The sequence below is a fragment of the Mesorhizobium captivum genome (genome assembly GCF_033977165.1).
In the GTDB taxonomy this organism is placed as follows: Bacteria; Pseudomonadota; Alphaproteobacteria; order Rhizobiales; family Rhizobiaceae; genus Mesorhizobium; species Mesorhizobium captivum.
This window is the reverse complement of sequence record NZ_JAVIJB010000008.1, coordinates 48,487-73,316: the sequence shown is the minus strand read 5'-3', so window position 1 is coordinate 73,316 and position 24,830 is coordinate 48,487. Positions and strand designations below refer to the sequence as shown.

24 protein-coding genes and 2 pseudogenes are annotated in these 24,830 nt (G+C 61.6%); 9 read left to right on the top strand and 17 right to left on the bottom strand.

Annotation, left to right across the window (positions count from 1 at the left end):
- Window positions 1-522 precede the first annotated feature (522 nt).
- A pseudogene (locus RFM40_RS09595) lies at window positions 523-1,472 on the top strand (site-2 protease family protein).
- 133 nt (window positions 1,473-1,605) lie between these two features.
- Here RFM40_RS09595 and RFM40_RS09590 read toward each other — a convergent pair.
- Both RFM40_RS09590 and RFM40_RS09585 read right to left on the bottom strand, forming a co-directional pair.
- Window positions 1,606-2,160, bottom strand: coding sequence for a DUF4142 domain-containing protein (locus RFM40_RS09590; protein ID WP_320277457.1), 555 nt, complete (start codon window positions 2,158-2,160; stop codon window positions 1,606-1,608).
- A 140-nt stretch (window positions 2,161-2,300) separates the two neighbouring features.
- Window positions 2,301-2,483: pseudogene (locus tag RFM40_RS09585) on the bottom strand (CopD family protein); the annotation flags it as partial.
- Between the two features lie 43 nt (window positions 2,484-2,526).
- On the opposite strand from RFM40_RS09585, the gene RFM40_RS09580 reads away from it, so the two are divergent.
- On the top strand, window positions 2,527-2,808 hold the full coding sequence (locus RFM40_RS09580) for a hypothetical protein (protein WP_320277456.1): 282 nt from the start codon (window positions 2,527-2,529) through the stop codon (window positions 2,806-2,808).
- A gap of 287 nt (window positions 2,809-3,095) precedes the next feature.
- Here RFM40_RS09580 and RFM40_RS09575 read toward each other — a convergent pair whose 3' ends face one another.
- The 3 genes from RFM40_RS09575 to RFM40_RS09565 are packed head-to-tail and all read right to left on the bottom strand — an operon-like array spanning window position 3,096 to window position 3,818.
- Window positions 3,096-3,341: a hypothetical protein gene (locus RFM40_RS09575; RefSeq protein ID WP_320277455.1), complete on the bottom strand. Its 246-nt coding sequence runs from the start codon at window positions 3,339-3,341 to the stop codon at window positions 3,096-3,098.
- Window positions 3,338-3,631, bottom strand: coding sequence for a hypothetical protein (locus RFM40_RS09570; RefSeq protein WP_320277454.1), 294 nt, complete (start codon window positions 3,629-3,631; stop codon window positions 3,338-3,340). Before RFM40_RS09570 ends, RFM40_RS09575 begins: the two co-directional genes overlap by 4 nt.
- A 10-nt stretch (window positions 3,632-3,641) precedes the next feature.
- Complete coding sequence (locus tag RFM40_RS09565; protein ID WP_320277453.1) at window positions 3,642-3,818, bottom strand: hypothetical protein; 177 nt, start codon at window positions 3,816-3,818, stop codon at window positions 3,642-3,644.
- A gap of 79 nt (window positions 3,819-3,897) precedes the next feature.
- Here RFM40_RS09565 and RFM40_RS09560 point away from each other — a divergent pair, with 79 nt between their 5' ends.
- Window positions 3,898-4,215, top strand: coding sequence for a hypothetical protein (locus tag RFM40_RS09560; protein ID WP_320277452.1), 318 nt, complete (start codon window positions 3,898-3,900; stop codon window positions 4,213-4,215).
- 28 nt (window positions 4,216-4,243) lie between these two features.
- Here the strand turns inward: RFM40_RS09560 and RFM40_RS09555 are convergent, their stop codons facing one another.
- From RFM40_RS09555 to RFM40_RS09545, 3 genes are all read right to left on the bottom strand, one after another.
- Window positions 4,244-5,080: a plasmid partitioning protein RepB C-terminal domain-containing protein gene (locus RFM40_RS09555; RefSeq protein WP_320277451.1), complete on the bottom strand. Its 837-nt coding sequence runs from the start codon at window positions 5,078-5,080 to the stop codon at window positions 4,244-4,246.
- A 2-nt stretch (window positions 5,081-5,082) separates the two neighbouring features.
- Window positions 5,083-5,388, bottom strand: coding sequence for a hypothetical protein (locus RFM40_RS09550; protein ID WP_320226483.1), 306 nt, complete (start codon window positions 5,386-5,388; stop codon window positions 5,083-5,085).
- A 143-nt stretch (window positions 5,389-5,531) separates the two neighbouring features.
- Window positions 5,532-6,635, bottom strand: a complete 1,104-nt coding sequence (locus RFM40_RS09545) for a recombinase family protein (protein ID WP_320226482.1) — start codon at window positions 6,633-6,635, stop codon at window positions 5,532-5,534.
- 152 nt (window positions 6,636-6,787) lie between these two features.
- Here RFM40_RS09545 and RFM40_RS09540 point away from each other — a divergent pair, with 152 nt between their 5' ends.
- From RFM40_RS09540 to RFM40_RS09525, 4 genes are all read left to right on the top strand, one after another.
- Entirely contained in the window at window positions 6,788-7,069 is a 282-nt protein-coding gene (locus tag RFM40_RS09540; protein WP_320226481.1) for a type II toxin-antitoxin system HicB family antitoxin, read from the top strand.
- A gap of 509 nt (window positions 7,070-7,578) precedes the next feature.
- Entirely contained in the window at window positions 7,579-7,896 is a 318-nt protein-coding gene (locus RFM40_RS09535; protein ID WP_292375107.1) for a YMGG-like glycine zipper-containing protein, read from the top strand.
- Window positions 7,897-8,003: 107 nt separating this feature from the next.
- Complete coding sequence (locus RFM40_RS09530; RefSeq protein WP_320226480.1) at window positions 8,004-8,621, top strand: class I SAM-dependent methyltransferase; 618 nt, start codon at window positions 8,004-8,006, stop codon at window positions 8,619-8,621.
- Between the two features lie 233 nt (window positions 8,622-8,854).
- Window positions 8,855-9,313 carry a phasin gene (locus RFM40_RS09525; protein WP_320277450.1) on the top strand — a complete coding sequence of 153 codons (459 nt, stop codon included), beginning with the start codon at window positions 8,855-8,857 and terminating at the stop codon, window positions 9,311-9,313.
- Window positions 9,314-9,392: 79 nt separating this feature from the next.
- Here the strand turns inward: RFM40_RS09525 and RFM40_RS09520 are convergent, their stop codons facing one another.
- The 9 genes from RFM40_RS09520 to RFM40_RS09480 form a co-directional block, all read right to left on the bottom strand.
- Window positions 9,393-10,328, bottom strand: a complete 936-nt coding sequence (locus RFM40_RS09520) for a DUF2493 domain-containing protein (protein ID WP_320226517.1) — start codon at window positions 10,326-10,328, stop codon at window positions 9,393-9,395.
- Window positions 10,329-10,686: 358 nt separating this feature from the next.
- A complete protein-coding gene (locus RFM40_RS09515) occupies window positions 10,687-11,748 on the bottom strand; it encodes a DUF7146 domain-containing protein (RefSeq protein ID WP_320226478.1) in 1,062 nt (353 codons plus the stop codon).
- Window positions 11,748-16,061, bottom strand: coding sequence for a strawberry notch-like NTP hydrolase domain-containing protein (locus RFM40_RS09510; RefSeq protein ID WP_320226477.1), 4,314 nt, complete (start codon window positions 16,059-16,061; stop codon window positions 11,748-11,750). Before RFM40_RS09510 ends, RFM40_RS09515 begins: the two co-directional genes overlap by 1 nt.
- A gap of 164 nt (window positions 16,062-16,225) precedes the next feature.
- Window positions 16,226-18,352, bottom strand: a complete 2,127-nt coding sequence (locus RFM40_RS09505) for a ParB N-terminal domain-containing protein (RefSeq protein ID WP_320226476.1) — start codon at window positions 18,350-18,352, stop codon at window positions 16,226-16,228.
- An 88-nt stretch (window positions 18,353-18,440) separates the two neighbouring features.
- Window positions 18,441-18,806, bottom strand: coding sequence for a DUF2958 domain-containing protein (locus RFM40_RS09500; protein ID WP_320226475.1), 366 nt, complete (start codon window positions 18,804-18,806; stop codon window positions 18,441-18,443).
- Entirely contained in the window at window positions 18,803-19,765 is a 963-nt protein-coding gene (locus RFM40_RS09495; RefSeq protein WP_320277449.1) for an ArdC family protein, read from the bottom strand. Before RFM40_RS09495 ends, RFM40_RS09500 begins: the two co-directional genes overlap by 4 nt.
- A gap of 259 nt (window positions 19,766-20,024) precedes the next feature.
- Window positions 20,025-20,720 (bottom strand): hypothetical protein, encoded by a 696-nt coding sequence (locus RFM40_RS09490; protein WP_320226473.1) that lies wholly within the window; start codon window positions 20,718-20,720, stop codon window positions 20,025-20,027.
- An 11-nt stretch (window positions 20,721-20,731) separates the two neighbouring features.
- Window positions 20,732-21,418: a HupE/UreJ family protein gene (locus RFM40_RS09485; protein ID WP_320277448.1), complete on the bottom strand. Its 687-nt coding sequence runs from the start codon at window positions 21,416-21,418 to the stop codon at window positions 20,732-20,734.
- Between the two features lie 137 nt (window positions 21,419-21,555).
- A complete protein-coding gene (locus tag RFM40_RS09480) occupies window positions 21,556-22,527 on the bottom strand; it encodes a CobW family GTP-binding protein (protein WP_320226471.1) in 972 nt (323 codons plus the stop codon).
- Window positions 22,528-22,877: 350 nt separating this feature from the next.
- On the opposite strand from RFM40_RS09480, the gene folE reads away from it, so the two are divergent.
- Together folE and hisI are read left to right on the top strand one after the other, a co-directional pair.
- The gene (gene folE, locus RFM40_RS09475) at window positions 22,878-23,522 is read left to right on the top strand and encodes a GTP cyclohydrolase I FolE (RefSeq protein ID WP_320226516.1); all 645 of its coding nucleotides are present in this window, start codon (window positions 22,878-22,880) and stop codon (window positions 23,520-23,522) included.
- Window positions 23,519-24,019, top strand: coding sequence for a phosphoribosyl-AMP cyclohydrolase (gene hisI / locus RFM40_RS09470; RefSeq protein ID WP_320226470.1), 501 nt, complete (start codon window positions 23,519-23,521; stop codon window positions 24,017-24,019). Before folE ends, hisI begins: the two co-directional genes overlap by 4 nt.
- The last annotated feature ends 811 nt before the right edge of the window (window positions 24,020-24,830 follow it).

Sequence of the window (24,830 nt, the reverse complement as noted above, 5' to 3'; positions counted from 1 at the left end):
GAACGACTTTGTTGCTTCGCGAGGAATGACGGCGCAGCCGTCAGGGGAAGAAAGTCGTGACCCGCCGTTGCGTCGAAGGCGATCGAGGCGAAGCCATCCTTCGGCCAGATACACCCATCGATGAGACCGCTTGGGTGCGCTCGCTGTGACGGGCTAGGATCAGGGGGGATCCGCGACGGCGACCCTGTGTGACCTCACCATGAACCGGCAAGCGGGTTCCCAGCTGATCGTTCCGATCTCCCAGCCTCAGATCCCAGCGCTCGCATGACCGAACCAGGCCGTGCCAAGCCGTGACTCGCTCCGGTCTCGTGGCGATGCCTGCCAGTAGCTTCGGGCCCACCACTTCGGTCATCGTTCCGACGCTCGCGCTCTGGTGGGACACTGCCGATTGCCATGCTGCTAGACAGGTACCGGTGTTGTCGTCTTGACGATGTTGAGGAATGCTCTGGAGACTTGACGCGACCGCAAACGGGGCCATGCTCGGCGGGCGCGGCCTGCCTCCCGACCCGACGGAGTCACATCATGCAGTGGTCCTACCCGATCCTCCGTGTCGGCGGCACCGAGATCCGCATCCACCTGACCTTCCTGCTGCTGCTCGCCTGGATCGGCATCGCCTATTTCCAGGAGGGTGGAACGTCGGCTGCGATCGAGGGCGTCGGCTTCATCGTCGCCGTGTTCGCCTGCGTGGTATTGCATGAACTCGGCCATGCCGCTGCTGCTAGTCGCTACGGCATCCGAACTCCAAAGATCACGCTCTTGCCGATCGGCGGCGTTGCGGAGCTGGAGCGCCTGCCCGAGAAACCGTCGGAAGAGATCGTCGTGGCGCTCGCCGGGCCGCTGGTCAATGTGGTCATTGCCTCGTTCCTCGTCGTTGCGCTCGGGACCACCGTCGGTACCAACGCGCTGACGTCGATGGATAACCCGCATGTCGCGTTCGTGGCTCGCCTCGCCGCCGTCAACATCTGGCTGGTTCTGTTCAACCTCATTCCGGCCTTTCCCATGGACGGCGGGCGCGTGCTGCGAGCCTTGCTCGTCACGCGCTACAACCGCGTGCGCGCGACGGAGATCGCAGGGACCGTTGGTCAGTTCGCCGCCTTCGCCTTCGGCTTCATCGGTCTCGTCGCCGGCAACGTGCTGCTCATATTCGTTGCGATCTTCGTCTACCTCGCCGCACGACGCAGCACGAGTTCCCGATCGTCGACGGTGACGGCAGGCTGCGCGGCGTGCTGACGCGTGAGGGGCTCGTCGCTGGCCTACAGCAGCGCGGCGGTCGGACGCCTGTGATCGAGGCAATGGCCGCAAATATCCCGGTGGTGCACGACTATGAGAAGCTCATCAAGGCGCTCGAACCCCTGAAGAGGGGAGCTGCACCTGCCGTCGGCGTGGTGGATGCCAAGGGCCGTTTGGTCGGTTATGTCACCATCGAAAACGTCGGCGAGCTCATGCTGCTGCGCAGCGCCGTCGCAAGCTGACAGACCTCGGTCGGGCCACGGCGCGTGGATATACGGCTAGCGCGTGAGATTGCACGTGTGCTGGCGTTCCGACATCAGAGTTTCGGAAGGCTTCCACACTCGCGACCGGTTACGCTGCGACGTCGGCGGAAATTCACGACCCCTGATGCGCCAGGGTCAAAATCCTGGTCTGATCCTGCCTGAGGCTTGTCAGTTCGTTGGTCGCGTATTGCCGAATTGAGCTGTTGCGGGACGCGGCCGCTGCCTCGAAATGGACGATGAAATAGCGGTAGTCGCCTACTTCGTGGCGGATGAACCCCCTATCGAAATTTGCGCTCGGAATCGATGTAAAGCGCCTTTGGACCCTGAGATGCGTCGCCGATAGCCTGTTCGAAAGCTCAACGCCCAACCGGCTTGAAATCTGTCTCAACCTGGACTCCGCCTGACGGTGTCGTTCGAGCAGATAGGTGCCAAGCTCTCGGACCGCGGGGGTCTGCGCCCGTATTTGTGCAATCCTCCCCATGTCCTGCTGTTGAATTTCGATTTGAATCGCCCACTCCAGGAAAGTGCGGTCAGAACGGCTTTGGGAATAGGCGGGCGTGGCCTCTGAAATTCCGGCAGCAAGAAGCAGTCCAAAGAGTGCGCGGAGCACCCCCTTGCCATGATGGGCAGCAACTCGAGCGATAGGGTGCTTCACGTCGATTTCCATCGGCTCTTGGCTTAAGATCGGCCTAACAAACCAGCCCGTGTAAGGTTCCCTTCTTGCGATTAAACGGCGTGCGCTGAAGGCCGAGCGGCAGCGCGAACAATCTGGGATCACATCGCCTGTGAAACGTTCTCTCTACAGAAGCTGTGCAGCCAGCCGCCCTGGAATCCAAAGCCTTTCCAGGCGAGCCAAAGCCCGAACACCCAAGTCACGACCATCGCCGGATTGATGATCGCTCTCAACAGTCGCCGCTCCATCACCTTGAAGGTCTCGGACTGCACCGAACCCTTCTCGGCGTCGACGTGATAGACGAAGAGCCGAAGGAATATAATCCCCCCGGTGCGGCGACCCCATTCCTCGAGGATCGCCATGACGACGAAGTTTCCATTCACTGAAGACACCCTTGGCAAGAAGCTCGAAGCCGGCACAGGCCTTTCAGTCGACTGCCTCACCTGTAAGCGCAAGGCGACACTAGACGTAGGCGAGCTGGTGAAGCGGCTCGGGCCGGACCAGCCGTGCTTGCACTGGGATCTTCTCAAAATCATCTACTGTCATGAGTGCCGCGCCGCCGGCCGAGACGACCGTAATCTCCAGTTCACGAACCATGCGATGACGCCGGAACAGCGCAAGCGGTGGACGCCCTGTCCGTGACAGGACCGGGCTCCCCCTCTTAGCGTCTCCGCCGTTGGAAATGGCCCGCAACCGATCAAATAGCGGCTGGAGCATGTCCAGATCAGCGGGCCAGTAGACACCTCCGTAACGCGACAAGGGCATACGCCGCCCTTTAACACCGGAGCGGCCCGGCAGGCTGACGGGGTAGGCCAGCAAACGCCGGGCCTAACCGGCGCTGAGCTCGGGAACGGCGCCGGCTGACGATAAATATACGCCCTTGCTAATTTGTCGGTTACGCATCCATAAGGCGGGAGTCACCTCACGCTTTAGAGTGCCCTGCCCGCGCGCATCATCGCCCGTGCAATCGCCAGGTCGGCTTCGACCCTGGCGTTTTCCTTTTGCGTCATGTTGTCGGCGGCGACCAGGTGCCGAAGAGCTCGCATGACCTCGCCCCGCTGCCAGCCGGCCTCCAGCATACAGTCGACGATCGCCTGAAAGCCGGGCTCCATTGCTTCCTGACAGTCGACCTCGCGGTCGGCGTATTCGCCGTCATGCCGTGGTGCGTTGATCATGCGTTGCCATCCGCGGCGCTTTCCTCATCCAGTGCATAGGGCACAGGCAGATAGGCGTTTGCGACCAGCCAATCGCCCACGATGGTCCTGACCAACTCGGCTTTCGAATGGCCCATCTCAGCCCCTAGACCGGAGAGGGATTCCTCGACGCTCGGATCGAGCACCAGACCAGTCACGTTCCTGAGCATCAGTGCAGCCCGCCGCAACATCAACTGCAGATCGGCCCGCGGGACGTCCGCGATACGGTCAGCGGTGCTTTCAAGTTCATTCACGAATTGGTGGCGGGACATGGCAGGCTCTCTAGAGAAATTTCTCACCTTCGCAGCGGTGCTCGAAGCAGAACCAGTGCGGCGCCTGCTTCGGTTTGGCGAAGCCCCATCCGGCATCCTTGGGGCATCCGTCGTGTTCACAGACAAGGTGCTGCACGCCGGGCGGCGAGGCGTATTCAGGCTTTGGCAATCTGATTTCGTCGCTCATGGGCACGTGTGAACGAAATGAGAACAAAAGAGTCAAGCACGCCCTTGACCGGGCAGGAATATGTTCTCAATTCGAATGCATGCCCGAACAACCAGAGAAGTGGCCAAGAGGCGCCGCCTGGACCCTGACGCATGCCCATGACGCAGGGCAAGTGGCGGGCATCCGTTGTGCCCGCTGCAACGTCACCCGCTACTACAAGCCGGCTGAGCTGCGCGAGGTCATCGGCAATGTCACGATCGACGAGGTTCGCGAGAAGGTTCGCTGCCAGAAATGCGGCAGCCGCGAGTGGATGGGCGCCGAGTTATTCCACCCGACCCGGGAGCAGGCGCACACGATCCGGTATCGGCGATTGGTTCAAATCCGCTGGGAGAAACGTGTCATCTGGCGGGATGAGTAGGTGGAGAGATCAAATCCGCTCGCTTTGTTCAAACGGTCGGTGCACGTTTCTGAAATCGACCTTCGCGAAAGTCGAGCAATTTCTGATACACCTCAAGGTGTCCGACAAAATTGCGCGCTAGAAACCGCACCAACTTCGGGCTGTTTAACAATCTGTCAAAATAACTCGTAACGGCGATTAGGTTGAGCACTGTTGCGCCGTGGGTGCTGGCGACGCTCAGATATTCATGGCTGACCTTGGCCAGGTCGGTTTCCATGGCAGCCAATTGTGAGGGGGAGATGCCCTCATATTGCTTTCTGCGAGCAAAGGGATCGGTGAGCTGCGATCGTGGTGTAAGCGCGATCAAGACTCTCACCACTCGAAATTGCACGCGGTCCAACGCTATCATGAGCCGCACGATTTCAACCTGCCGGCTCGGCACAACCTCTCGCAATAAGGGGAAAATCTTCAAGGGGGCGCCAAAATCGTTCAGAAGGTCGAGAACGTCGAGACAGATACCGCCGACAAGCTGCGGCCCCGCTGTGAAGCACAACGGGCCTTGCTGTTCCTCAGAACGGGAATTCGGTCCGCCGGTTGGCGAACCTTGCGTCAAGATCGAAGGCAGCGTTCCGAGATCATGCTCCTGCAGCAGGGCGCGAAACGCAGCGTTGGGTAGGATCTGACCGGTGGCATTGACGACGCTTTCCAGTTGATGCTGCGCTGCGTCGGCTTCTCTGATGAAATCCTGCATACGATCGAATTGGCGCTTGTAGGTCCGCACGAATGCCGGGCCACGCAATGGGTTCAGCGGCGCCTGCAAATTGTCAGTCAGACGACTGGCATGCCGGTTGTTCTCGACGAAGCGACGAAGCTCGGCCTTGGTCATTTTCACGGAATTGCCGAAATCGATTCTCGTCTCGCCATCTCCACCACAGGATCAAGCGAAGCGAAGAGGAAGGCATCAAGGCGCACGCCATTGTCTGCCTTGAGCATGCCAAGGGCAGACTGGGCTTCGTGTGCGGGCGCAATCAGGAAGTCACGAACGGTTTGATGGTCGCGCTTCATTCTGATTAGGACCGTCACGTCCGGCCCAACGAGACCGCGATTTCTGAATTGCCAGCGCGGGTAGCCGGTGACGATAGTACGACAGCGTGCAATCCATATCGCGACGCTGAATTCTCCATTGACGCGCATAAGCTTTCTTCTGGGCTCGTAAAGTGCGGACCCGCCGACCCTCCTAATGTCCGACATCAAGTTCTCAATAATCTGCTGGCGTATCTGATTGAGCCGATTGCCTATATCGAGTTTCCGATAGTTCGCCGAGGCGTCGTATCCGATCAGCTGGTAGGCGGCCTTGAGACTTCCAAATCGATGCCAGTAAATACTGGCTGAATGACAATCCGGGGCGGCGTCAATGATTGGTGACGACAGCTTCCCCGCTCTTTTAGGAGCTTGGTAAGGTCGGCCAGCAAATGTTCATCGGGGATGAGGTAAGCGCGCGCCCGCTTGGTAGCTTGCGCGCGATTGAACAGCGCCCGGCTCACGAGCGGCTTGAAGACGTTGTCGGCGCGAACAAATGCGCTCGGCGGATTTCTTACCCGGTTGTGCAGAAGCTTATGGGATATTCGGTTCCAGACATTGTTGCCGATATATTTCTCACTGGCCAGTACCGTGCCCACGCACGCTTTGGTCCATGGTCGGCCGCGTTCCGTGACCAGGCCGCGAGCGTTTAATGCAGTCGCAATTTCGGCTTCCGTTTTCACGAATTGATTGAACATCCATCGTTCGATTGCGATCTCATCTTTTGGCCCCGGGACCAGAATGACGCGGTCAGTGGCCAGCCCTTTTCGCTCGTTGCGATGAAGCATTGCCTTGGGATTTCCGGAGCCGTCAACAAGAAGGCGCCTGAAGCCATAGCCGGCGGGGCCACCGCCGCTGAAACCCAGTTTGACTATGCGGCTTTGGCCGGCGAAGACCCTGTTCGACAGCATGCGGCTGTACTCCGCGGCCATGCTGCGTTTGATTGCCTTCAGCACGTCGGACCCGATGCTCCCATCGTTGACGAATAGCTCGGCGCAGAACTCGATCCGCACTCCAGCTATCTGGCACCGGTATTCATAAGAGGCGCTTTCATCGGTATTCTGGAAGCGCCCCCAACGGCTCACGTCGTAGACAACGACGGTTTCGAAATCGGCTCGCCGGCCTTCCACATCTTTCAACAGCCGCTGCAAGCCTGGACGCCCCCCGAGGCTGAGGCCACTTCGCCCGGGATCCTCATAGGTTGCAACAATGTCGTAACCCATGACGTTCGCATAATTGCGGATCGCATCTCTCTGGTTGTCGATCGAGTAGATCTGCCTGTCTGTGGACATGCGCAGATACTGGGCAGCGCGAACCCTCCGCCTTTCTCGAGGACCGGTGGTCCCTCCGGACTTGTTCATCGCTTCGCGCCGTCGTACCGATGTGTTAATCAGCGACGTTGCCACTGAGAGTGTCGGTCAGGTGAAATTCCGCCCCATCAAAAAAGAACGCCCGAGACACATAGCGGTCTGGAAATAGGCCTGCCGGCGAGGCTGACAAGGTTAGGGCTTACATGCGCCGATACGTTGCGGTGATCCACAAAGAGAACGACAGCGACTTCGGCGTGTCATTTCCGGACTTCCCGGGCGTCGTCACGGCCGGCCCGACGGTCGCCGAAGCGTGCGAGCTCGCCGAGCAGGCACTCGCATTTCATGTCGAAGGCCTTTTAGAGGACGGCGAACCTGTTCCAGAGCCGACTCTTGCTGAGCCGTTGACGAGTGACAAAGACGTGCTCGAGACTGTCCAGGTGCGCCTGAGGCCGCCGGGTATTTCCCGCGTCGGCTTAGCTAACTGACCGTCGCGTATCCCTCGACGCCCCGCAGCTTGGTCCCGCCGGTCCCCTCGCACTCAGCGCAAGCAACGCTGACCCCGGGGCACCTGTGCTGGTGCGTGCCTGCCGGACAGCAATGGCCGTTGGAACTGCGCCACCGCGGACATTCGAAGACCGTGCCGGTGCCGCCGCAGCCCTGGCATTCACCTATTTCGGATAAGGACGAACTCAATTTGTCCAACCCCTCGGCGCCGCAGCGCCGCATACCCCACGAACCGGCGGTGCCCAACCGCCATCTCCTGACATTACCATATGGCAATTAAGGCTTTTCTAAAACGCTAAAATCTGCGCGAACATCATCTCCCCGATGTGCCGTTCGTCTTTCCTGTTTGGCGACTATGGCGTTCAACAGTCGGGAAACCATGACTCACTTCGTGAGCGGGCTTCGCCGCCGTTCCGCCGCAATGCGAGCCCACTGCGCCGGGTATGCCCCTGTTTCTTTTGGTGTTTGGGGCTTCGAAGGAGTTCTGGAGATGATGATCAAGAAGGTTCTTGTGGCGGTGCTGATGACCGCAGCACTTGCTGGATGCGAGACGCAAACCGAGGGCCAGCAGCGGGCCACCACCGGCGCGCTCGTCGGCGGCGCCGGCGGCGCGCTGGTCGGCCAAGCGATCGGCGGCAACACCAAGAGCACGGTGATCGGCGCCGCGAGCGGCGCGCTGCTCGGCGCCGTCGTCGGCTCGGCTACGACGCCGCAGCGGCGCGGCGAGCAGCTCTGCCGCTACCAAGACCGCTACGGCCGCATCTACACCGCGCCTTGCGACGACCGGTATTACAACGGCGATTATTGACGCCGGATAAGCCGACAGGTCGGCGATGCGTCTCGCCGATCTGTCATTTTTTGCCCACTTGCCTGGGCTAGGCTATCCTTCGATGCGGCGGGCAGGAGGAGGTCGATTTGACGACGACGAGCCTTGCCAGCACCCTAAAATCCCGAAGCAAGCAAGCGGTGAAGCGGCTGATCGGCTACGACAGCCGCAACTGGCTGCGCATCCGCCAGATCGAAGCCTTCACGGTTTTCCTCGAAGCGGCTAACCGCAAATCTCGCGATGTGATCGAGATCTCGCCGGGCTGGAACCGCTACTGGCGGGCGATGTGCCCAAACTATCGTTGGGTCGATTTTCCCGAGTTCGACATCTGCCGCGACCGCACGGACGAGCAATTTTCCATCGTGATTGCCGACCAGGTGCTTGAGCACGTGCAGCGGCCGCTGGCGGCCGCCGCCAACATTCACGCGATGACCAAACCAGGCGGCTGGGCGATGGTGGCGACACCGTTCCTGTTCCGGGTGCATGCAAGGCCACACGACTACAACCGCTGGACGCCGGCGGGGCTAAAACAGGTAATGGTCGAGGGCGGGTTCGCAGAGGACGCCGTGCAGGTCTTCGGATGGGGCAACAAAGCCTGCGCCAAAGCGCATATCGGCGGACCCGTGCGGGCCTACGGCTTATGGAGAGACCTCAGCAATGATGAGGAGTATCCGCTGATGGTGTGGGCATTTGCGAAGAAGGCGTGAATTCGGACCTGCGCGTGTATACGCGTTCGTCGAGTGACGTGCCGATTGCGGGGGGCTTGCAGGTCCGACCGCACAAGCTTGCGGGAGCAACCGTCCGAGGCGCCGTCATGCCCTCACTATTCGCGCAGCCTGCCCCTGCAAATTCATGTCAGCTTCATAATAGCGTTGCGACAACTTCGTACATGAAGGATGCGGCTTTGCCTTGAGGCCGCTCTCTGGAAAAGGATGGAAAAATGGCCAAGATCCCCGGCAAGTCCGAAACCATCGAAAACGCTGAATCCGCCTTCGAGCCGTCCATGGCTACGGAGCAGGTTCGCGCTGTCGCCGAACAGGGCGTTGAGCTATCGAAGGAAGCATTTTCCAAACTGGAATCGAACGTCGAAACGACCCAGAAGGCTTTTGAGTCGACCCTTGAAGTGGCCAAGACCACCCGTAACGAGGTGTCTCTGAAGACGATCGCCGCTCTGCGAGCCAATGCCGAAGCCGGCTTCGCGCACCTCGAAGCACTGGTTGCCGTGAAGTCGCCGTCCGAGTTCTTCGAACTGCAGGCCGCTTTCGTGAACAAACAGATTGACGTTTCCATCGAGCAGGCCAGGACCCTGCAGGCGGTGATGTTGAGAGCTGGCGAGGATGCGTCCAAGCCGATCAAAGATGCCTTCGAGAAGGCCTTGAAGGACCTCAAGGCCGCTTGATTGCTCAGGCAATCCGGAGTGCAGAGGTAAGCCCCTTGTCCGCTCGGCACGACAGGAAAGACCGGCAAAGGGGAGGCGCTCATGCGCCACCCGACCCAAGTTGATAAACCGGGATACCGAGCCTGCGGGCCTTGTCTGCGAGATTGTCCTGGATGCCAGTGCCCGGAAACACGATGACACCGATTGGCATTGCGCTGAGCATCGCGTCATTGCGTTTGAAGGGTGCGGCCTTGGCGTGCTTCGTCCAGTCGGGTTTGAAGGCCACCTGAGGCACCCTGCGATTGTCGGCCCATTTCGCGGCGATCAACTCGGCGCCCTTCGGCGAGCCACCGTGCAACAGCACCATGTCCGGATGCTTGGCGTGGGCCTGGTCGAGCTTGGCCCATATCAAGCGGTGGTCGTTGAAATCGAGGCCGCCGGTGAAGGCTACCTTCGGGCCAGCTGGTAGGAAGACCTGATTGTCGGCATGCTTCTTGGCGGCGAGGAAATCGCGGCTGTCGATCATCGCGGCAGTCAGGTTGCGATGGTTGACCATGGAGCCGGCACGCGGACGCCAGATCGAGTGGGTGTGGCGCTCGAAGTGCTCAGCGGCCTGATCGCGCATCAGTTCGAACGCGTTGCGGCGTTCGATGAGCGTCTGACCTTGAGCGGTGAAGCGTTCCAGTTCGACGGATTTGACCTCGGAGCCGTCCTGTTCGCGCTGCAGGCGCTGCTGGGCAATTTCGTTGTCGTCAAGCTCGCGTTCGATCCGGTTGGTGGCGCGGTGGAAGAGATTGACCGTGCCCCAGAGCAGTTCCTCGAGGTCGGGTTCGAGGCGCGTATCGGTCAGTGCCACCATAAGGGCGTCGAAGATGTCGGCGATGCTGGCTGCAATCACATGGCCCTCGGGAAGTGGTCGCGGATCTGGTTCGTCTTCGAACGGACGGAAGCCGTAAAGCTGGAGTTCCTGGAGGACGCGATCCGTTGGTGATGATGCGCCTTGCGGCTCGAAGTCGGTGTCGTGCTGATTGCTCATGGCGGCTTCCTTCGGCGGATCGGCCGCGCCCATCGCGGCCTTCATGGCGACGAAGGCGACGGGCGGTCCGGACATGCACCCGCAGCGCCAGCGCAGGGCCGAAACGGCAGTGGAGGATGGCGAAGCCCGGCTATTTTGTTTCGCGATGGAAAGGCCCGCAGCCGGGGTCCCCACGCCGCCGGCGGCGTGGGGTGGGAAGGGCCGCCGGAAAATAGCCGGGCGCAGCCATTGCCGGTCCGGACCGGCTGTCGCCCGATCGCCCTCTGGAAGGCCGTGGGCCGGTCGCTTTCCCACGAAGGAACGCCACGGGCGCGAGGACAGTCGACAGCAAACGCCGCGTGTCACTCTCTCCTACCGGTCAGGCCGCGAGCACCATGAAGCGCGCGACGTCCTGGGGTGCGATTTGGGCGCGTAATGCCTCCCTGAGGGCACCGAGACCGAGCAGACGCAGATCCTCATTGAAGTCACCGAGCTGCGGCGCCAGCACCACCGCCTCGATCCCGGCCGACTTGGCGCGCTCAACCAGGGTCGTCATGGCCCCATCCCCAGCCGGATCATTATCGCGCGCGATGTAGAGCCGCCGCAGCGTGTCGGGAAACAGCACCGCCGACAGATGCGCCGCGGACAGTGCTGCGATCATGGGCATGGAAGGCAGCACCGAGCGTTCTGACAGCATGGTCTCGATGCCCTCACCGGCCGCCATCACGTCGCAGGCAAGGCCGAAGCGGACCGCGTGGCCAAGCAGTTCGCCCATGGCGCGCCTCGGTGTGTCGATTGGAGCTCGGCCCAGATAGGTCTCACTGAAACCGTCTGGATCGAGCCAGGTGCGGTGTGCGCCGGTGAGCTTGCCCTTGAGGTCGGTGACTGAAGCGATCATCGCGGGCCATGTCTCGGTCGGGCCGTAGTCATCGGGACGGTAGTAGCAGCGAGGATGAAAGCGAAGACTTGCCGTTTCGTGCAAGGCCGTAATGCCGCGTGCACGTAAGTACCTCTCTACAAGCGTCCGTGAGATCGGTTGCGACATGGAAACCAGCCGCCTCGCCGCTTCGGTTGAGCCTGCGGCAGCGGGCGCCGCTCGCACCCTGCGTTCGGCTGGATCGTAAGTTGGCTGAGGCACGGACAAAAATCTGCGCGCCTCATCGGCAACGTCCTTGAAGTCAATCAGGCCAAGAGATTCCCGAATGACGTCGAGCAGATCTCCGTGCTCGCCGGTGGCGGCGTCGGTCCATTTGCCTGCAGCGCCCTTGCCGAAATCTGAACCCTTGAGACGGACAAACATGGAGCGCCCCGGGGTATTGCGAGCATCGCCGACCACCCAATACCGGCCCACGCGACGACCACTGGAAAGATAGCGGCGGCATACCGCCTCGACGTGTTGCGCGAGGCGGGATGCCAGTTCAGAAGCATCACGAGAGGGCATCAGGTTGCCTCCCTCTCGCTGATGCGCTGCACCGGATAGCACTCGAGGACTTTCGAAAGCACCGCTAATCCGGTCGCATCGGTGGGAACGAACATGCGCAGCTTCCAGGATATGATCTCGTGGAAAAGCCCGTAGGCCGAGAGCCGCTCGCGCATGGTGTCGGTGAAGCCCGACAGCTCGATGCGATTGGCGCCCATAACGCGGACACGCCGGAGATGAAGTCCTTCGGCAAGGTCAAAAGTCGTGCGACCATCCATCAGCGCGTTGAAGGCGTCGCCTGCTGTCAGCGTGTTCACACGGGTTGCGAGAGCGCCGGCGGCCCATGCTGCCGAAACCTTGCGACCGATAATGCGCTCGCCTTCGTCGGTTTGGAGCCGATAGACGCGGCTCGACTCGTTGGGGAGCCGTTTCCAGATCAGCAGCAGCAAGCCCGCAACGACGTGGATGGTCGAATCGGAGAATGTCGGGATTCCGGCGACCTCGGCACTCCACGCGGCCGCAAAGGTGTTGCGATCCGCCGGGCCCCAGTGGGTCTCCTCCATCATGCGCAGCGAGGCATGATGTTGTTCCATCGGGCGGATCAGCCGGACTCGTCGTTCGATCTGGCCGTCGTCCAGCATGAGGGATGGCGCTGGAATCCGTACGGCGGCGCGTCCTGAGCGTTCGTTGACCAGCAGGACGACCTGCGGATCTTCCAGATGAGCGACAGCTTCCTCGACCGGCATGGGTTGATTGCGCTGGCGCTGGTTGATGGTGAGGAGCTGCGTTTCGGCGCCGCTACCGGGATGGGTATAGATCGTGCGCCGGTCGGTGATGACGAAGCTCTCGGCCCGCAGGGTTTCCAGCCCAACGTCATGGACGCCAGCTGCGATGGCGCCTTCCACCTTGGCGGTGAGCAACTGCTCGAAGGCCGCGAACAGGATGTCCTGCAGGTCGATGGTGAGCGCCAGCAGGCGATTGAGGAAGGTGGTGATCGGCGGCAGGTCGTCCTTGATGCCGGTCTCGTCCATCAGCTTCAGGCCGGTCGTCTCCTCGAACAGCTTGAGCGAGCAACCCTCCACCTTGCCGCGGACGATCAGCAGATAGAGCTGGCGCAGGGCATCGCGCGCATAGTGAGATTCCAGATTATCCTCGGGGCGGAACAGGCCCTGTCCCCCAGTCTGGCGCTGACCGCGCGTGATGGCGCCGAGCGTGTCGAGACGCCGGGCAATCGTGGAGAGGAAGCGCTTCTCCGCTTTCACATTGGTCGCGATCGGCCGAAAAAGCGGTGGTTGCGCCTGATTGGTCCGGTGCGTGCGGCCAAGCCCCTGGATGGCCGTGTCGGCTTTCCATCCGGGTTCCAGCAGATAGTGGACGCGAAGGCGTGTGTTCCGTGCCGCAAGCTCCGCGTGGTAGCTGCGTCCTGTCCCGCCGGCATCGCTGAAGACCAGAACGCGTTTCACGTCGTCCATGAAGGCCTGCGTCTCGGCAAGATTGGCGGACGCTGCACGGCTCTCAACCATCAGACGGTCGCCCTTCCGCACGATGCGCCGCGACCGGCCCGTCACCTCCGCCACCATATCCGTGCCGAAGCGCTGGACGATCTGATCGAGCGCGCCAGGGACAGGCGGCAGACTGGCGAGCTTCTCGATCAGCGCCGCGCGGCGCGCAACCGCCTCACGGCTTTCGACGGGTTGGCCGTCGCGAAAGACCGGCCTGGATGACAGGTTGCCCTCGGAATCGGTGAAGGGCTCGTAGAGCTGAACCGGGAAGGAATGGTCGAGGTAGTCGAGCACGTATTCGCGCGGAGTGATGTCGACGCGAATGTCGTTCCAATCCCCCGTCGGAACTTCCGCTAGCCTGCGCTCCATCAGCGCCTCGCCGGTGGAGACGATCTGGATCACCGCCGAATACCCGGTCTCGAGATCCTGCTCGATCGAGCGGATCAGCGTCGGCGTCTTCATCGATGTCAGCAGATGACCGAAGAAACGCTGCTTGGCGCTTTCGAAGGCGGAGCGTGCGGCCGACTTGGCCTGGCGGTTCAGCGTGCCGCTGTCGCCGGTGATGTTGGCGGCCTGCATGGCCGCGTCGAGATGGTTGTGAATGACGGCAAAGCCGCCAGCATAGGCATCATAGATGCGCCGCTGCTCGGGCGTCAGCTCATGCTCGACCAGCTCATATTCGACGCCATCGAAGGAGAGCGATCGTGCCGTGTAGAGGCCTAGCGCGCGAAGGTCTCGGGCGAGCACCTCCATGGCCGCCACGCCACCCGCTTCTATCGCCTCTACGAATTCCGCGCGGGTAGAGAACGGAAAGTCTTCGCCGCCCCAGAGGCCGAGCCTCTGGGCGTAGGCCAGATTGTCGACGGTGGTTGCGCCCGTCGCGGAGACATACACGACGCGCGCATTGGGCAGAGCGTGCTGCAGACGCAGGCCCGCGCGGCCCTGCTGTGAGGGGGCGACATCACCGCGCTCTCCCTTGCCGCCGCCGGCGTTCTGCATGGCATGGGCTTCGTCGAAAATGAGCACTCCATCGAAATGAGCGCCCAACCATTCGACGATCTGCTTGACGCGCGAAACCTTCTCGCCGCGGTCGTCGGAGCGCAGCGTGGCATAGGTTGTAAACAGGATGCCTTCCGGCAGCGTGATGAGCCGCCCTTGCGGAAAGCGCGAGAGCGGGGTGACCAGCAGACGCTCCATGCCGAGTGCCGACCAGTCGCGCTGGGCATCCTCGAGCAGCTTGTCCGATTTGGAGATCCAGACTGCTTTGCGGCGGCCCTGCAGCCAGTTGTCGAGGACGACGCTCGCCGATTGCCGGCCCTTGCCGACACCGGTGCCATCCCCAATGAAGAAACCGCGCCGGAAGCGCACGGCGCCTTCCGCGTTGTCCGGCGCGGCTTTGACGGTGTCGAACGTATCGTCGACGAGCCACGATCCGGCGAGAAAGCCCGCATGAGCTTCACCGGCCAGGATCACCGTTTCGAGTTGGGCGTCGGAAAGCGACTTCAGGATATCGCCAGAAAGGGTTGGTCGATAGCTGGGCTTCGGGGGCGCAACAGAAGCCATCGCCGCGGATTGCACCAATTTCGTCGGATGCGGTTGGGAACCTGGAATGCGGATGGTCTGCAGTCCGTATTCCTCATAGATCGCGTCGGTCAGCCGGGCTCCCTCGTCAGGCGTCCAGTCGACCGTCTCATACGAGAGTTCAACGCCGACCGGCTCGGAAAGCTTCGGCCGAGCTGGGCTGGCGACAGAGCGGGCGAGATAGCCGCGCACGCTGCGCGGTATCGCAATCGCGGGAACGGCCTTGACCGTTTCGGCCACCGGCAGCCGCGCCGGAAGATGCTCTTCTATCCAGCTGAGCAGCGTCGCGACATCCGGTGCGAGACCGGGTGAAGCCGGAAAGATAGAGGGATCGGCGGCTGGTGCTTTGTCGACAACCGTGAGGCGGGTCTCGATCGTCGTGCCGTGCTTGGCATAGACGGAGCCTTCAATGCCTGCAGTGAAGACGACGCGACTACGCTCTTGCAGGCGGATGAAAGCGTCGCGCCAGGTCGGTGTCTCCGGGCCGAAGTTCGCACCGGTAATAGCGACGAGCCGACCACCGTCGGCAAGCCGGGCGAGCGCTGAAGCGATGTGGCGATAGGCTGCATCGGCGACACGACCCTGGACATGGGCGAGCACCGAGAATGGCGGGTTCATCAGCACGATGGTCGGCACGGTCGCTGGATCGAGATGATCGTCGATGTGCGCAGCATCGAACCGGGTGACCGTGAGGGCCGGAAAGAGGGTGGACAGAAGGCGGGCGCGCATCTCGGCGAGTTCGTTCAAGACGAGCGAGCCGCCAGCGATCTCGGCGAGGATGGCAAGCAGGCCAGTGCCGGCGGAAGGCTCAAGCACGCGGTCGGCGGGCGTAATGACCGCCGCGGTGGCAGCCGCGAGACCGAGCGGGATCGGAGTGGAGAACTGCTGGAACGCCTGGCTCTCCTCGGAGCGCCGCGTATGGGTCGGCAGAAGATCCGCAATCCGGGCGAAAAGCGGCAAGGCCGAACCCACTGATCCGGCTTTGCGCAGAAGCGATTTTCCGTATTTGCGAAGGAAGAGGACGGTCGCCGCCTCGCAGGCGTCATAAGCGGCCTTCCAGTCCCAGGCGCCGCTTGCGTCGGATGCGCCGAATGAGGCTTCCATGGCAGTACGCAAGAGGGTGACATCGATGCGCTTACCGCACTCGAGATGGGGAAGTAGAAGCAGGGCTGCAGCATGAACAGCTGCGGAATGCTCGGCAGGCACGGAGGCGGCTGGGTTGGCGGCCGCTGTCGGAAACAAGACGTTCATCGGGAAGGTCCTTGGGAGAGCTACATGGGCAAGCCCTCCGGCGCTCTCTCTGACCGGACGGGCTCACACCCGTCGCGGCCGGACTTTCACTCTGACCACCGCACCAAGAAAAAGCCCGGCGCTCTTGCGAGTGCCGGGCTGTCAGATCTTGAGCGAAGCCGCGCCTATTCGGCGGCGTCGAGGTGCTGTTCCTTCTCCTCGGCCAACTCGCCTTCGTCGTCACCTGCCAGGAATTCCGGCAGCGCTTCCTCTTCGTTATCCGAACTTGAATCGACCGCCTCGACATTGAGATCGACAAGCCGCAGCGGCTCAGGCAACCAGCCACTGTCGGCGAGCAGCCGTTCCGCCTCCTTGGCCATGTCGCCTTTCTTGAGGTGATCGATGAGCTGGGCGGCGCGCTCGCCCTCACCCTCGCGCACAGCTTCGAGGATACGCGCCTTGGTGACGCGGCCGAGATAGTTGCCCACCGTCGGTCGCCAGCCGGCATCGACCATGTCGAGCCCGACGGCACGAGCGAGATAATCGGCTTCGGCAAGACGCTGCTGCACGCCATGCGCGGAGATGGCGCCGTTGCCGTAGCGATCGGCCCTTTCGTAAAGGGCATTCACGCCGAACGATACGCAATGAGCGAACAGTTCAGCCTGCTCGGGGCCAGAGAATGCCGCAAGCGCATCCCAGAGGTCGGTGACGTCGCCCGGAAGACGGGATTCCCAAGACTTGTGTCGGGCTTCGATCGAAAGCGCGTAAGGCGTATCGCGAAGTTCGGCGGACTGCGCCGAGAAGACCGTGCCACGCACAAAGACTTCCATCGCCACGCCGTGGGTGTTGTAGCGAGAGAAAACGTCACGGACGAACTTGTGCAGCACGGCCAGGAACGCAGTCGCCGGATCGTTTGCGAGCTTATCGCGCAACGCCAGCGTACGCTCGGCGGTCAGTTCCATGACCAAGGGGTCCGGCAATGGCTTGATGCCATCCTCGTCATCATCGTCGGGCTGAGTCGACTGGCCGCCGACGGAGATTACGGCTCGCTGAACCGAGCCCACCATGGCTGGATCATTAATTCCCTCGGCGTCGGGATCGTTGCCGTCCTGGGGCGAAGCGGGCGCTTCATCTTCCGGCTTCACATAGCCGCGCTCGACCAGAAGCGATCCGTCTGCATTCACGCTGACGAAAACCCCGGCGCGCGCGATGTCGGCCGGATCGAAGCGGACGGGACGCGCCTCCAGCGCCTCGACGGCGGTTTCGATTTCGCCGAACCGCTGGTCGACATCGTCCGGCAACTCGTCGGCCTCCTCATACTCGGCCTGCAGCTTGTCGAACTCGTCACGCAGCGCGTCGAGCGTTGCCTGCTCTTCGTCGGTGAGGTCGATCGGCACGCCTTGGAGCTCACGCAAGCCGTGCGCTGCACCATAGGGGAAGCTCACCGCGACTTCGATCCACTTCCATCCCTCATGGGCAATTTCGTCAGCCATGACATGCAGCTTGTCGATCACGAGCCGCTCGAGCAGAGGCACATCCTGCAACCACCCGCCATCGTCCGACTGGAACAGGTCGCGCAGCACCTCGCCGCCGGCTGCTTCATAGGCGTCGAGGCCTACGAAGACCGCACGCTTGTCGGACGCCCGCATGGTGTTCTCGGTCAACATTCGGCGGATCTGGTATGGCTCCTTCGACCAACTGTTCTTGATCGCCTCCCAGACCTGCTCCTGCCTTCCGTGGTCACTGCTGACCGAGAAGGCTTCGAGCTGGGCGATCGTCATAGCGTCCTCGGCATAGAGATCGAGGAGCGTCGGCGACACGCCTGTGAGCTTAAGGCGCTGCTTGACGATGTTGACCGAGATAAGGAAAGCGGACGCAATCTCTTCCTCCGACATACCCTTGTCGCGCAGATCCATGAAGGCTCGGAATTGGTCGAGCGGGTGGAGCGGCGCGCGTTCGATGTTCTCGGCAAGCGATACCTCCTCCGCGAGAATCGCACCGGAAGGATTGCCGACGACGCAGGGAACGGGCGCGGTCTTGGCGAGCCGCTTCTGCTTCACAAGCATTTCGAGAGCGCGATAGCGGCGACCGCCGGCGGGTACCTCGAACATGCCAGTCTCCTGGCCGCCGGCATCGAGCACGGGACGAACATGGATGCTCTGGATCAGCCCGCGGCGCGCGATCGAGGCGGCCAGGTCCTCGATCGAGACGCCGGCCTTGATGCGCCGGACGTTGGTCTGGGCGAGCACCAGCTTGTTGAAGGGAATGTCGCGCGAAGGCGACAGGGTGATCTTCTGAACGGTAGTGGCCATTGGCGTTTCTCCACGACGGACGCCGAGAGCCTCTCTCCCAGTCCTGAACCCGTCGCGAAAATCCCGTCAATCCTCGATCTCTCCTTCTTCATACACCGCCGGCGGCCGCGCGCAGGACGCGTTCGCCCTCAGGGATAGATCCAGCCACGCGAGCGGCCCCCGCATAGGCCGAGATTGGGAAATGGCCCGCGAAGAGGAGATCGCGTTCGATCCCGAGGCCTAATGCCAAGCGGACCGCTTGCAATTCCAAGAGACTGAAGGAACCGAGTTCAGGACACCCGAAACCGAGATCTGCGAGGCCAAATAAGGTATCGCCGTCCTCGTGCAGTTCAGTCGCGAGCCATGTGGCGGCTCCGACTGGATTGAAGAAGCGGACGACCGGAACATGATCGGCGTCACGGTTGCGGCCATTAGCAAGAAGGCGTTCGCGCAGCTCTGGAGTAAGGAGGATCATGCTGCCCTCCTGTCATCATCCGTGGTCGCCACGATCGGCGCTGCGGTGCCGTCAGGAAGCTGACCGAGCAGCCAGTCGGCCGCCTTACTGGCCTGGCTGGCGGCACGCACGATCGCGCGATTGTCTTCTCGCAAGACCTCGAGCCAGGAACCGATATAGTCGGCATGCCGCACAGTCGGGACGATGCCCAGCGCGGCGCAGGAGAAGGCCGAGCAGATCTCCGCCACAAGTTCCTCGAACGCGTACTTCCTGGTTCCGAAAGACCCAGAGAAATCGCGGGACAGGCGTGAGGCGTGGCCGGTGGCATGACCAAGCTCATGCAGGGCTGTGCGGTGCCAGTTGATCGGCTCGAAATAAGCTTGCGGCGGCGGCACCTGGACGTAGTCGTGAGCCGGCATGTAGTACGCGCTGTTTCCACCGATACGGAATTCGATACCCGTGGCTTTGATCAGCGCATCGACCCGCGGCTCGATCAATTCAGCGTCCGGCAGGGGAGCCGAGGCGGCGATTTCGTCGGGCAGACCCTCGCATTGCTCGATGTTGAAGACGGTGAAGCGTTTGAGGAAAGGGATCGCCCGGGCTTCCTCGCCCGTCTCTCGAGTGCGCTTCTTTTCATCGTCCGGGACAAAGCGGTCCGCATAGACGATCGTGGTGCCCCGCTCGCCCTTGCGGACGTTGCCGCCGAGCGAAAGGGCCTGGCGAAAGGTCAGCCAGCCTTGCGTTGAAAAACCTCGCTCGATGACGGCGCCCCAAAGGACAAGCACATTGATGCCGCTATAGACTTTGCCGGTGCTGGGGTTTTTCGGCAGCGACAGCGGCGCCTTGGCCGCGGCGGACCCCCATGGTTGAACCCATGGAAAACGACCTGCCTCCAATTCGGCGATGATCTTGTTGGTGATTTCGTCATAAAGGTTCGCCCGTTCGGCAACGGCGCTCGTTCGACAGTTGTGACTGGACATCGCGGTTCTCCGCGACGGGCGCCGGAGGCCTCTCCTCCAACATTCGACCCGTCACGGAAAATCCCCTCCGCACTCTCACTCTCTGTCGCGGGATAATCGTCCGCCGTCGTGCGAGCGACCAACGTGCCTGTAGACCGGACTTTTCAACAGTAGGCAGCTTTCAGCGTTAAAGCGGACGTCCATAGTCCTCAGTGGAATTTATGTGTTCCAAGCGGCGCTGGGATCACGTCGTGGAAGCGGGGTTTGTCGGGTCGAAATTTCATTCCTGGGGTACGGTAGCGTCATTCTCAACCGGTCGGCGATCCCTTTCGCCGGAGACGGGTTGCCGGGGCGGCAACAACGCGGAGAGCAGCACGATGACGCCGATGACAACCAGCCAACTGCCGGCGATCCGTCCGGCGATATGCAGCCACCGGATAGGGACGAAGTGACGAGCAAGAACACCTGGTGCAATCAAACACCATAGGGCTGACGCGACGGAGCCGGCGATGAATGATGAGATCGCGAGATCCTCTAAGCCGACGAAGAGCCCGAGCGTCAAACCCAGCAGGACGGCGGAGGCGGCGCACGACATTGCGCGTAGTCGATGTGGCGCCCAAAAGCCAATGCCGGTGAGGATCACGGCGGCCGGCGGGAGAGTGTAGAGATTGCTGTCCATCTCGATGCGTCGGAGAAGCTCAAGCAGGTTTTCGGTGAAGGTTGCGGCCGGGAGAAGCGCGCAAAGAAAGAGGGCGATCAGCGGCCAGGACAAACGGTTGTCGGGAATGAGAGCCGCATTCAGGCTTAGTCCGATCAAAGCCAGCGCGACGTCATAGACCGACAGCGTAAACAGCGCCCCCATTTCCGGAAAGCTGAAGTCATGCGGGATGAACTGTGAGGCCAGGACGAGCGCGGGCACGCTCGCGAAGAGCGCGATCGCGAGAGATTGGGGGAGGGAGAGGTGGACGGTCGCCATCGCGGGCGAGCTCATGGGATGAGAAAGGCGAGCCCGCTTGCTGCGATCAGACCACCTACCGCGCGCGTCGCCCCCTCGCGATTGACTCGCTCCACTGCCATACCCAGCAGGATTCCGAAAATGTGGATCAGACCCGTCGCGACGACGAAACCCACCGCATAGGCCGCCGGATCGGCCGCCTGCGGTAGTTCTATGCCATGCGCAAAGCCGTGGAAAATTGCGAAGACCGCGATCACCGGGATCAAAAGCAACTCCGGCGGGCGCCAGCGTGTGGCAATCGCCAAGCCTAGCGCGAGCACCGAGCAGGCGATGACCGCCTCGACGTAGGGCAGCACTAATATTCCCGACATGTCGATGACGCCGCCGATGCACATGATGAGTGGGAATGTGACGGGCAACGTCCAGACGGATCGGCCGCCAATCTGGGCGCCCCAGATGCCGACAGCTGCCATGGCGAGAAAGTGGTCGAAGCCGAGAATGGGATGCTGAAACCCACTCCCGAATCCGCCGAAGTTGCCTCCGAGCACATGGGCCTCGGCACCGCGGGCATTGAAGATCGCCAGCAGCATAAATGCAGCGAGTGGTGCGGTGATGAGGCGCTGGAGTGTGCTGGTGCGGTTCAATTTGTTCACGATGACTGCCTTGTAGATGCGGTTGTCGTTGCCGCAGGGCTCGACCCCAACTGCGAGGTCGCGCAAAGCGCGCGACACTCACTCCGGCGGCGGGGCGCTCGTCACGGCGACATGCGCCACGATGGCCTCAGCCGCGCGCCGCATTTCCGTCCGGTCGGACGGGCCTGCCCCTTTGTCGGGTACAAAGCTGGCTGATGCGATAGCTACGCCCGGCACGCGAGGAAGCCCGATTCAAGGACATCCTTCGGGAGGTTGCGGCCGATGAAGACGAGACGGCTGACGCGTTCTTCGTCGGGCTTCCAAGGTCTCTGATGATCACCCTCGACGAGCATGTGCACGGCTTGCACGACGAAACGGTCGTTGTCGTTTTTGAAGGCCATGATCCCCTTCGTGCGGAGGATATCGACGCCAAGGCGCTGGATAATCATTTGGAGCCAGGGCAGGAATTTGACGGGATCGAGGGGGTCTTTCGTGACGAGCGCAATGCTGGAGACAAGGTCGTCATGTTCGTGCTCGTGGAATTCGTCAAGAAAGTCCGGCTCGACCTCAAGGATACGGTCAAGGTCGAAAGCGCCGCGGCCGAGCACCTTGTCGAGGCCGATGTCGCAACGCTGTGTCTGATGAATGGTGGCTGTCGGATTGATGCGCCGGATACGCGTTTCAACCCGCCCGAGCTCCTCTGCTGAGACCAGATCAGTCTTGTTGATTAGAATCGTGTCGGCGAAGGCGAGCTGCTCTTGGGCTTCTTGAGCGGTGTCGATTTCGCCCAAAAGGTGCTTTGCGTCGACGACGGTGAGGATGGAATCGAGCTTGGTCTTCGATCTCACGTCGTCGTCTACGAAGAAGGTCTGTGCAACAGGAGCCGGATCGGCGAGACCGGTCGTCTCGACCAAGATGGCGTCGAAACGATCTCGCCGGCGCATGAGCCCGTCGATAATTCGGATCAGATCGCCGCGCACGGTGCAGCAGATGCAGCCGTTGTTCATCTCGAAGATTTCTTCATCGGCATTTACGATGAGATCGTTGTCGATGCCGACCTCGCCGAATTCGTTGACGATGACGGCGTATTTCTGGCCGTGGTTCTCGGTGAGAATGCGGTTGAGAAGGGTCGTTTTTCCGGAGCCGAGGAAGCCGGTGAGGACGGTGACGGGTGTCTGGGGCAAGGCAGGCTGCATGGTTCGGTATTCTCCTTTCGGTTAGTCGAAAGCCCGCATCGGATGCAGATCGAGAACGGCTGCGTCGTCGGGCCGAAGATCTAGCGGTGATTGCGGGCGGAGGGTGCGCCGGCAGCGAGGCAGGTCGCGCAAGTGCTCTGCAACTCGACTGTACGGCGCGATGCGGAAGCCGCGCGAGGCGGCATCGCGTACGACAGCCTTCTCGAGACTGCTAGAGAGAGCCTCTTGCGAGGTGTCGACAGGTTCTGGGCCATGGATCCCTCCATCGCGTCATGGCGAAACGGCATAATAACTTGAATGGTACGTTATAACATTGCATGATGATCCGCAACTATTTGACCGGAGAAATCATGAGTGACGTTTTGTTGAATGAGCCTATTGTGGGCTTGGCGCCCCCTGTTGCCCCTCGAAAGCGCCCGACGCGCGAGGCTGCTGAGTTGGCGGTGCGAACGCTCATCGAATGGGCGGGCGATGATCCGGACCGCGAAGGTCTTGCCGGGACGCCGGACCGGGTGGTGCGAGCGTATGAGGAGTTTTTCGAGGGCTATCGCATCGATCCCGTCGATTTGCTTGGGCGGACTTTCGAGCAAACGCAGAGCTATGGCGATATGGTCGTGCTGCGCGATGTTCGGCTTGAATCGCACTGCGAGCACCACATAGTCCCGATCATCGGCAAGGCCCACGTCGCATACGTCCCCACGGACCGTGTCGTCGGCATCAGCAAGCTTGCCCGGTTGATCGAGGTCTTTGCCAAGCGGCTCCAGATCCAGGAGACGCTGACGGCGCAGATCGCCGACACAATCAATGAGGTGCTCAAGCCGAAGGGTGTCGCCGTGGTGATTGAGGCGGCCCATATGTGCATGACGACGCGTGGGATCCGGAAGCCGGGCGTCAGCATGGTAACGCGCCGTTTGATCGGCGCGTTTGAGACCGAAGCTGAGCTCCGGCGCGATTTCCTCGGTTCGATTTCAGGGGCGAGGGAGACTTTCGGATGAAAGGGCGTGAACACATTGACGAATGGCCTGTTCAGTTCGCGCCGCGGCTCTCGGTGGAGGCCGTTGAGGAAGGAACGTTGCTCGCGCCAAAGTTCAACGCTGAGGGGTTGATCCCCGTGGTTACGACGAACGCCTCGACAGGTGAGGTCCTGATGATGGGCACCATGAATGCTGAGGCTCTGGTGCGGACGATCGAGGCCGGTGAAGCACATTACTGGAGTCGAAGCCGGCATTGCTTGTGGCACAAGGGTGCAACAAGCGGCCTGATCCAGAGGGTGGTGGAGATCCGCGTCGATGACGATCAAGATGCCATATGGCTAAGGGTCGACGTTGACGGTGGAGCAAGTTGCCATGTTGGCTATCGATCCTGTTTCTACCGGTCGGTGCCTATCGGATCGCTCAACAGCGGACCGGTGAAGCTGAGATTCGAGGAGACGACGAAGGTGTTCGATCCGGAGGTCATCTACGGCGACGCCCCGAACCCGACGCAGCTCTGACGATCTTTACTGAAGACTGCGCGAAGGTGACGGGTCGCGTCACGGGTCGTTTGCCGCAGGAACGAACTCGGGGCCGCCTGCGCGTCATGCGAAACAGACTTCGGATTTGAGCAATAGAGTTGCTACGGCTTGGGACGCCGAGATCCAAGATACATCAGCGTGGTGCGTCGTCGGGCCCAATTGTCGGGCTCAAGAGGCGCGCACGAGCTAACCATGGTCCGCTATGTCGGATTGGCCGAGGCCGCCGTCCAGGCCTTTGTCCCAGCTCGCGCGGCTGGCGTGGTATCGCCGTGCTGCGCCGCCCAGACCGAAAGCATTCGTGACCGGCCGACACGGGCGCGGCAGCCCGCCCCCTGTGGGTGAGGCCGCTACCGATCAGACTTCAGTTGCCTATAGACGAATGGCGCGACCTCCCAGACGGCACGGTTACGATCACTGCGACGCGGACGACTGCGCCGTGCGCTGAGCCGCACACTCGTCCCCTCGTAACCGAAGTCTGTAGCTTTCCATCATGCATCGTCGGTCTTGTGCGGGCTCCATAGATGTCGCTTATCGCGCAGCTTGCCCTCCCGGGTATATCCTTAATCCGCGCATTGCCTACGCGATGAGCCTTGCCGCCTCGAACGCATTTCGGCCAGTGTCGCGACCCTGCTTTGGGCTGCACAAGCGGCCTCGCATTCGTGATCATCAGGGAGCCCTTAATGTGGCGGCTCTTCCTGGTCATGCCTGGCCAGGTTCTGCGGCGCCATCCTTGTAGCGGATATAGTGGGTGGATTTGGCAGCACTGGAACCGACGCGATCAGTATTCTCT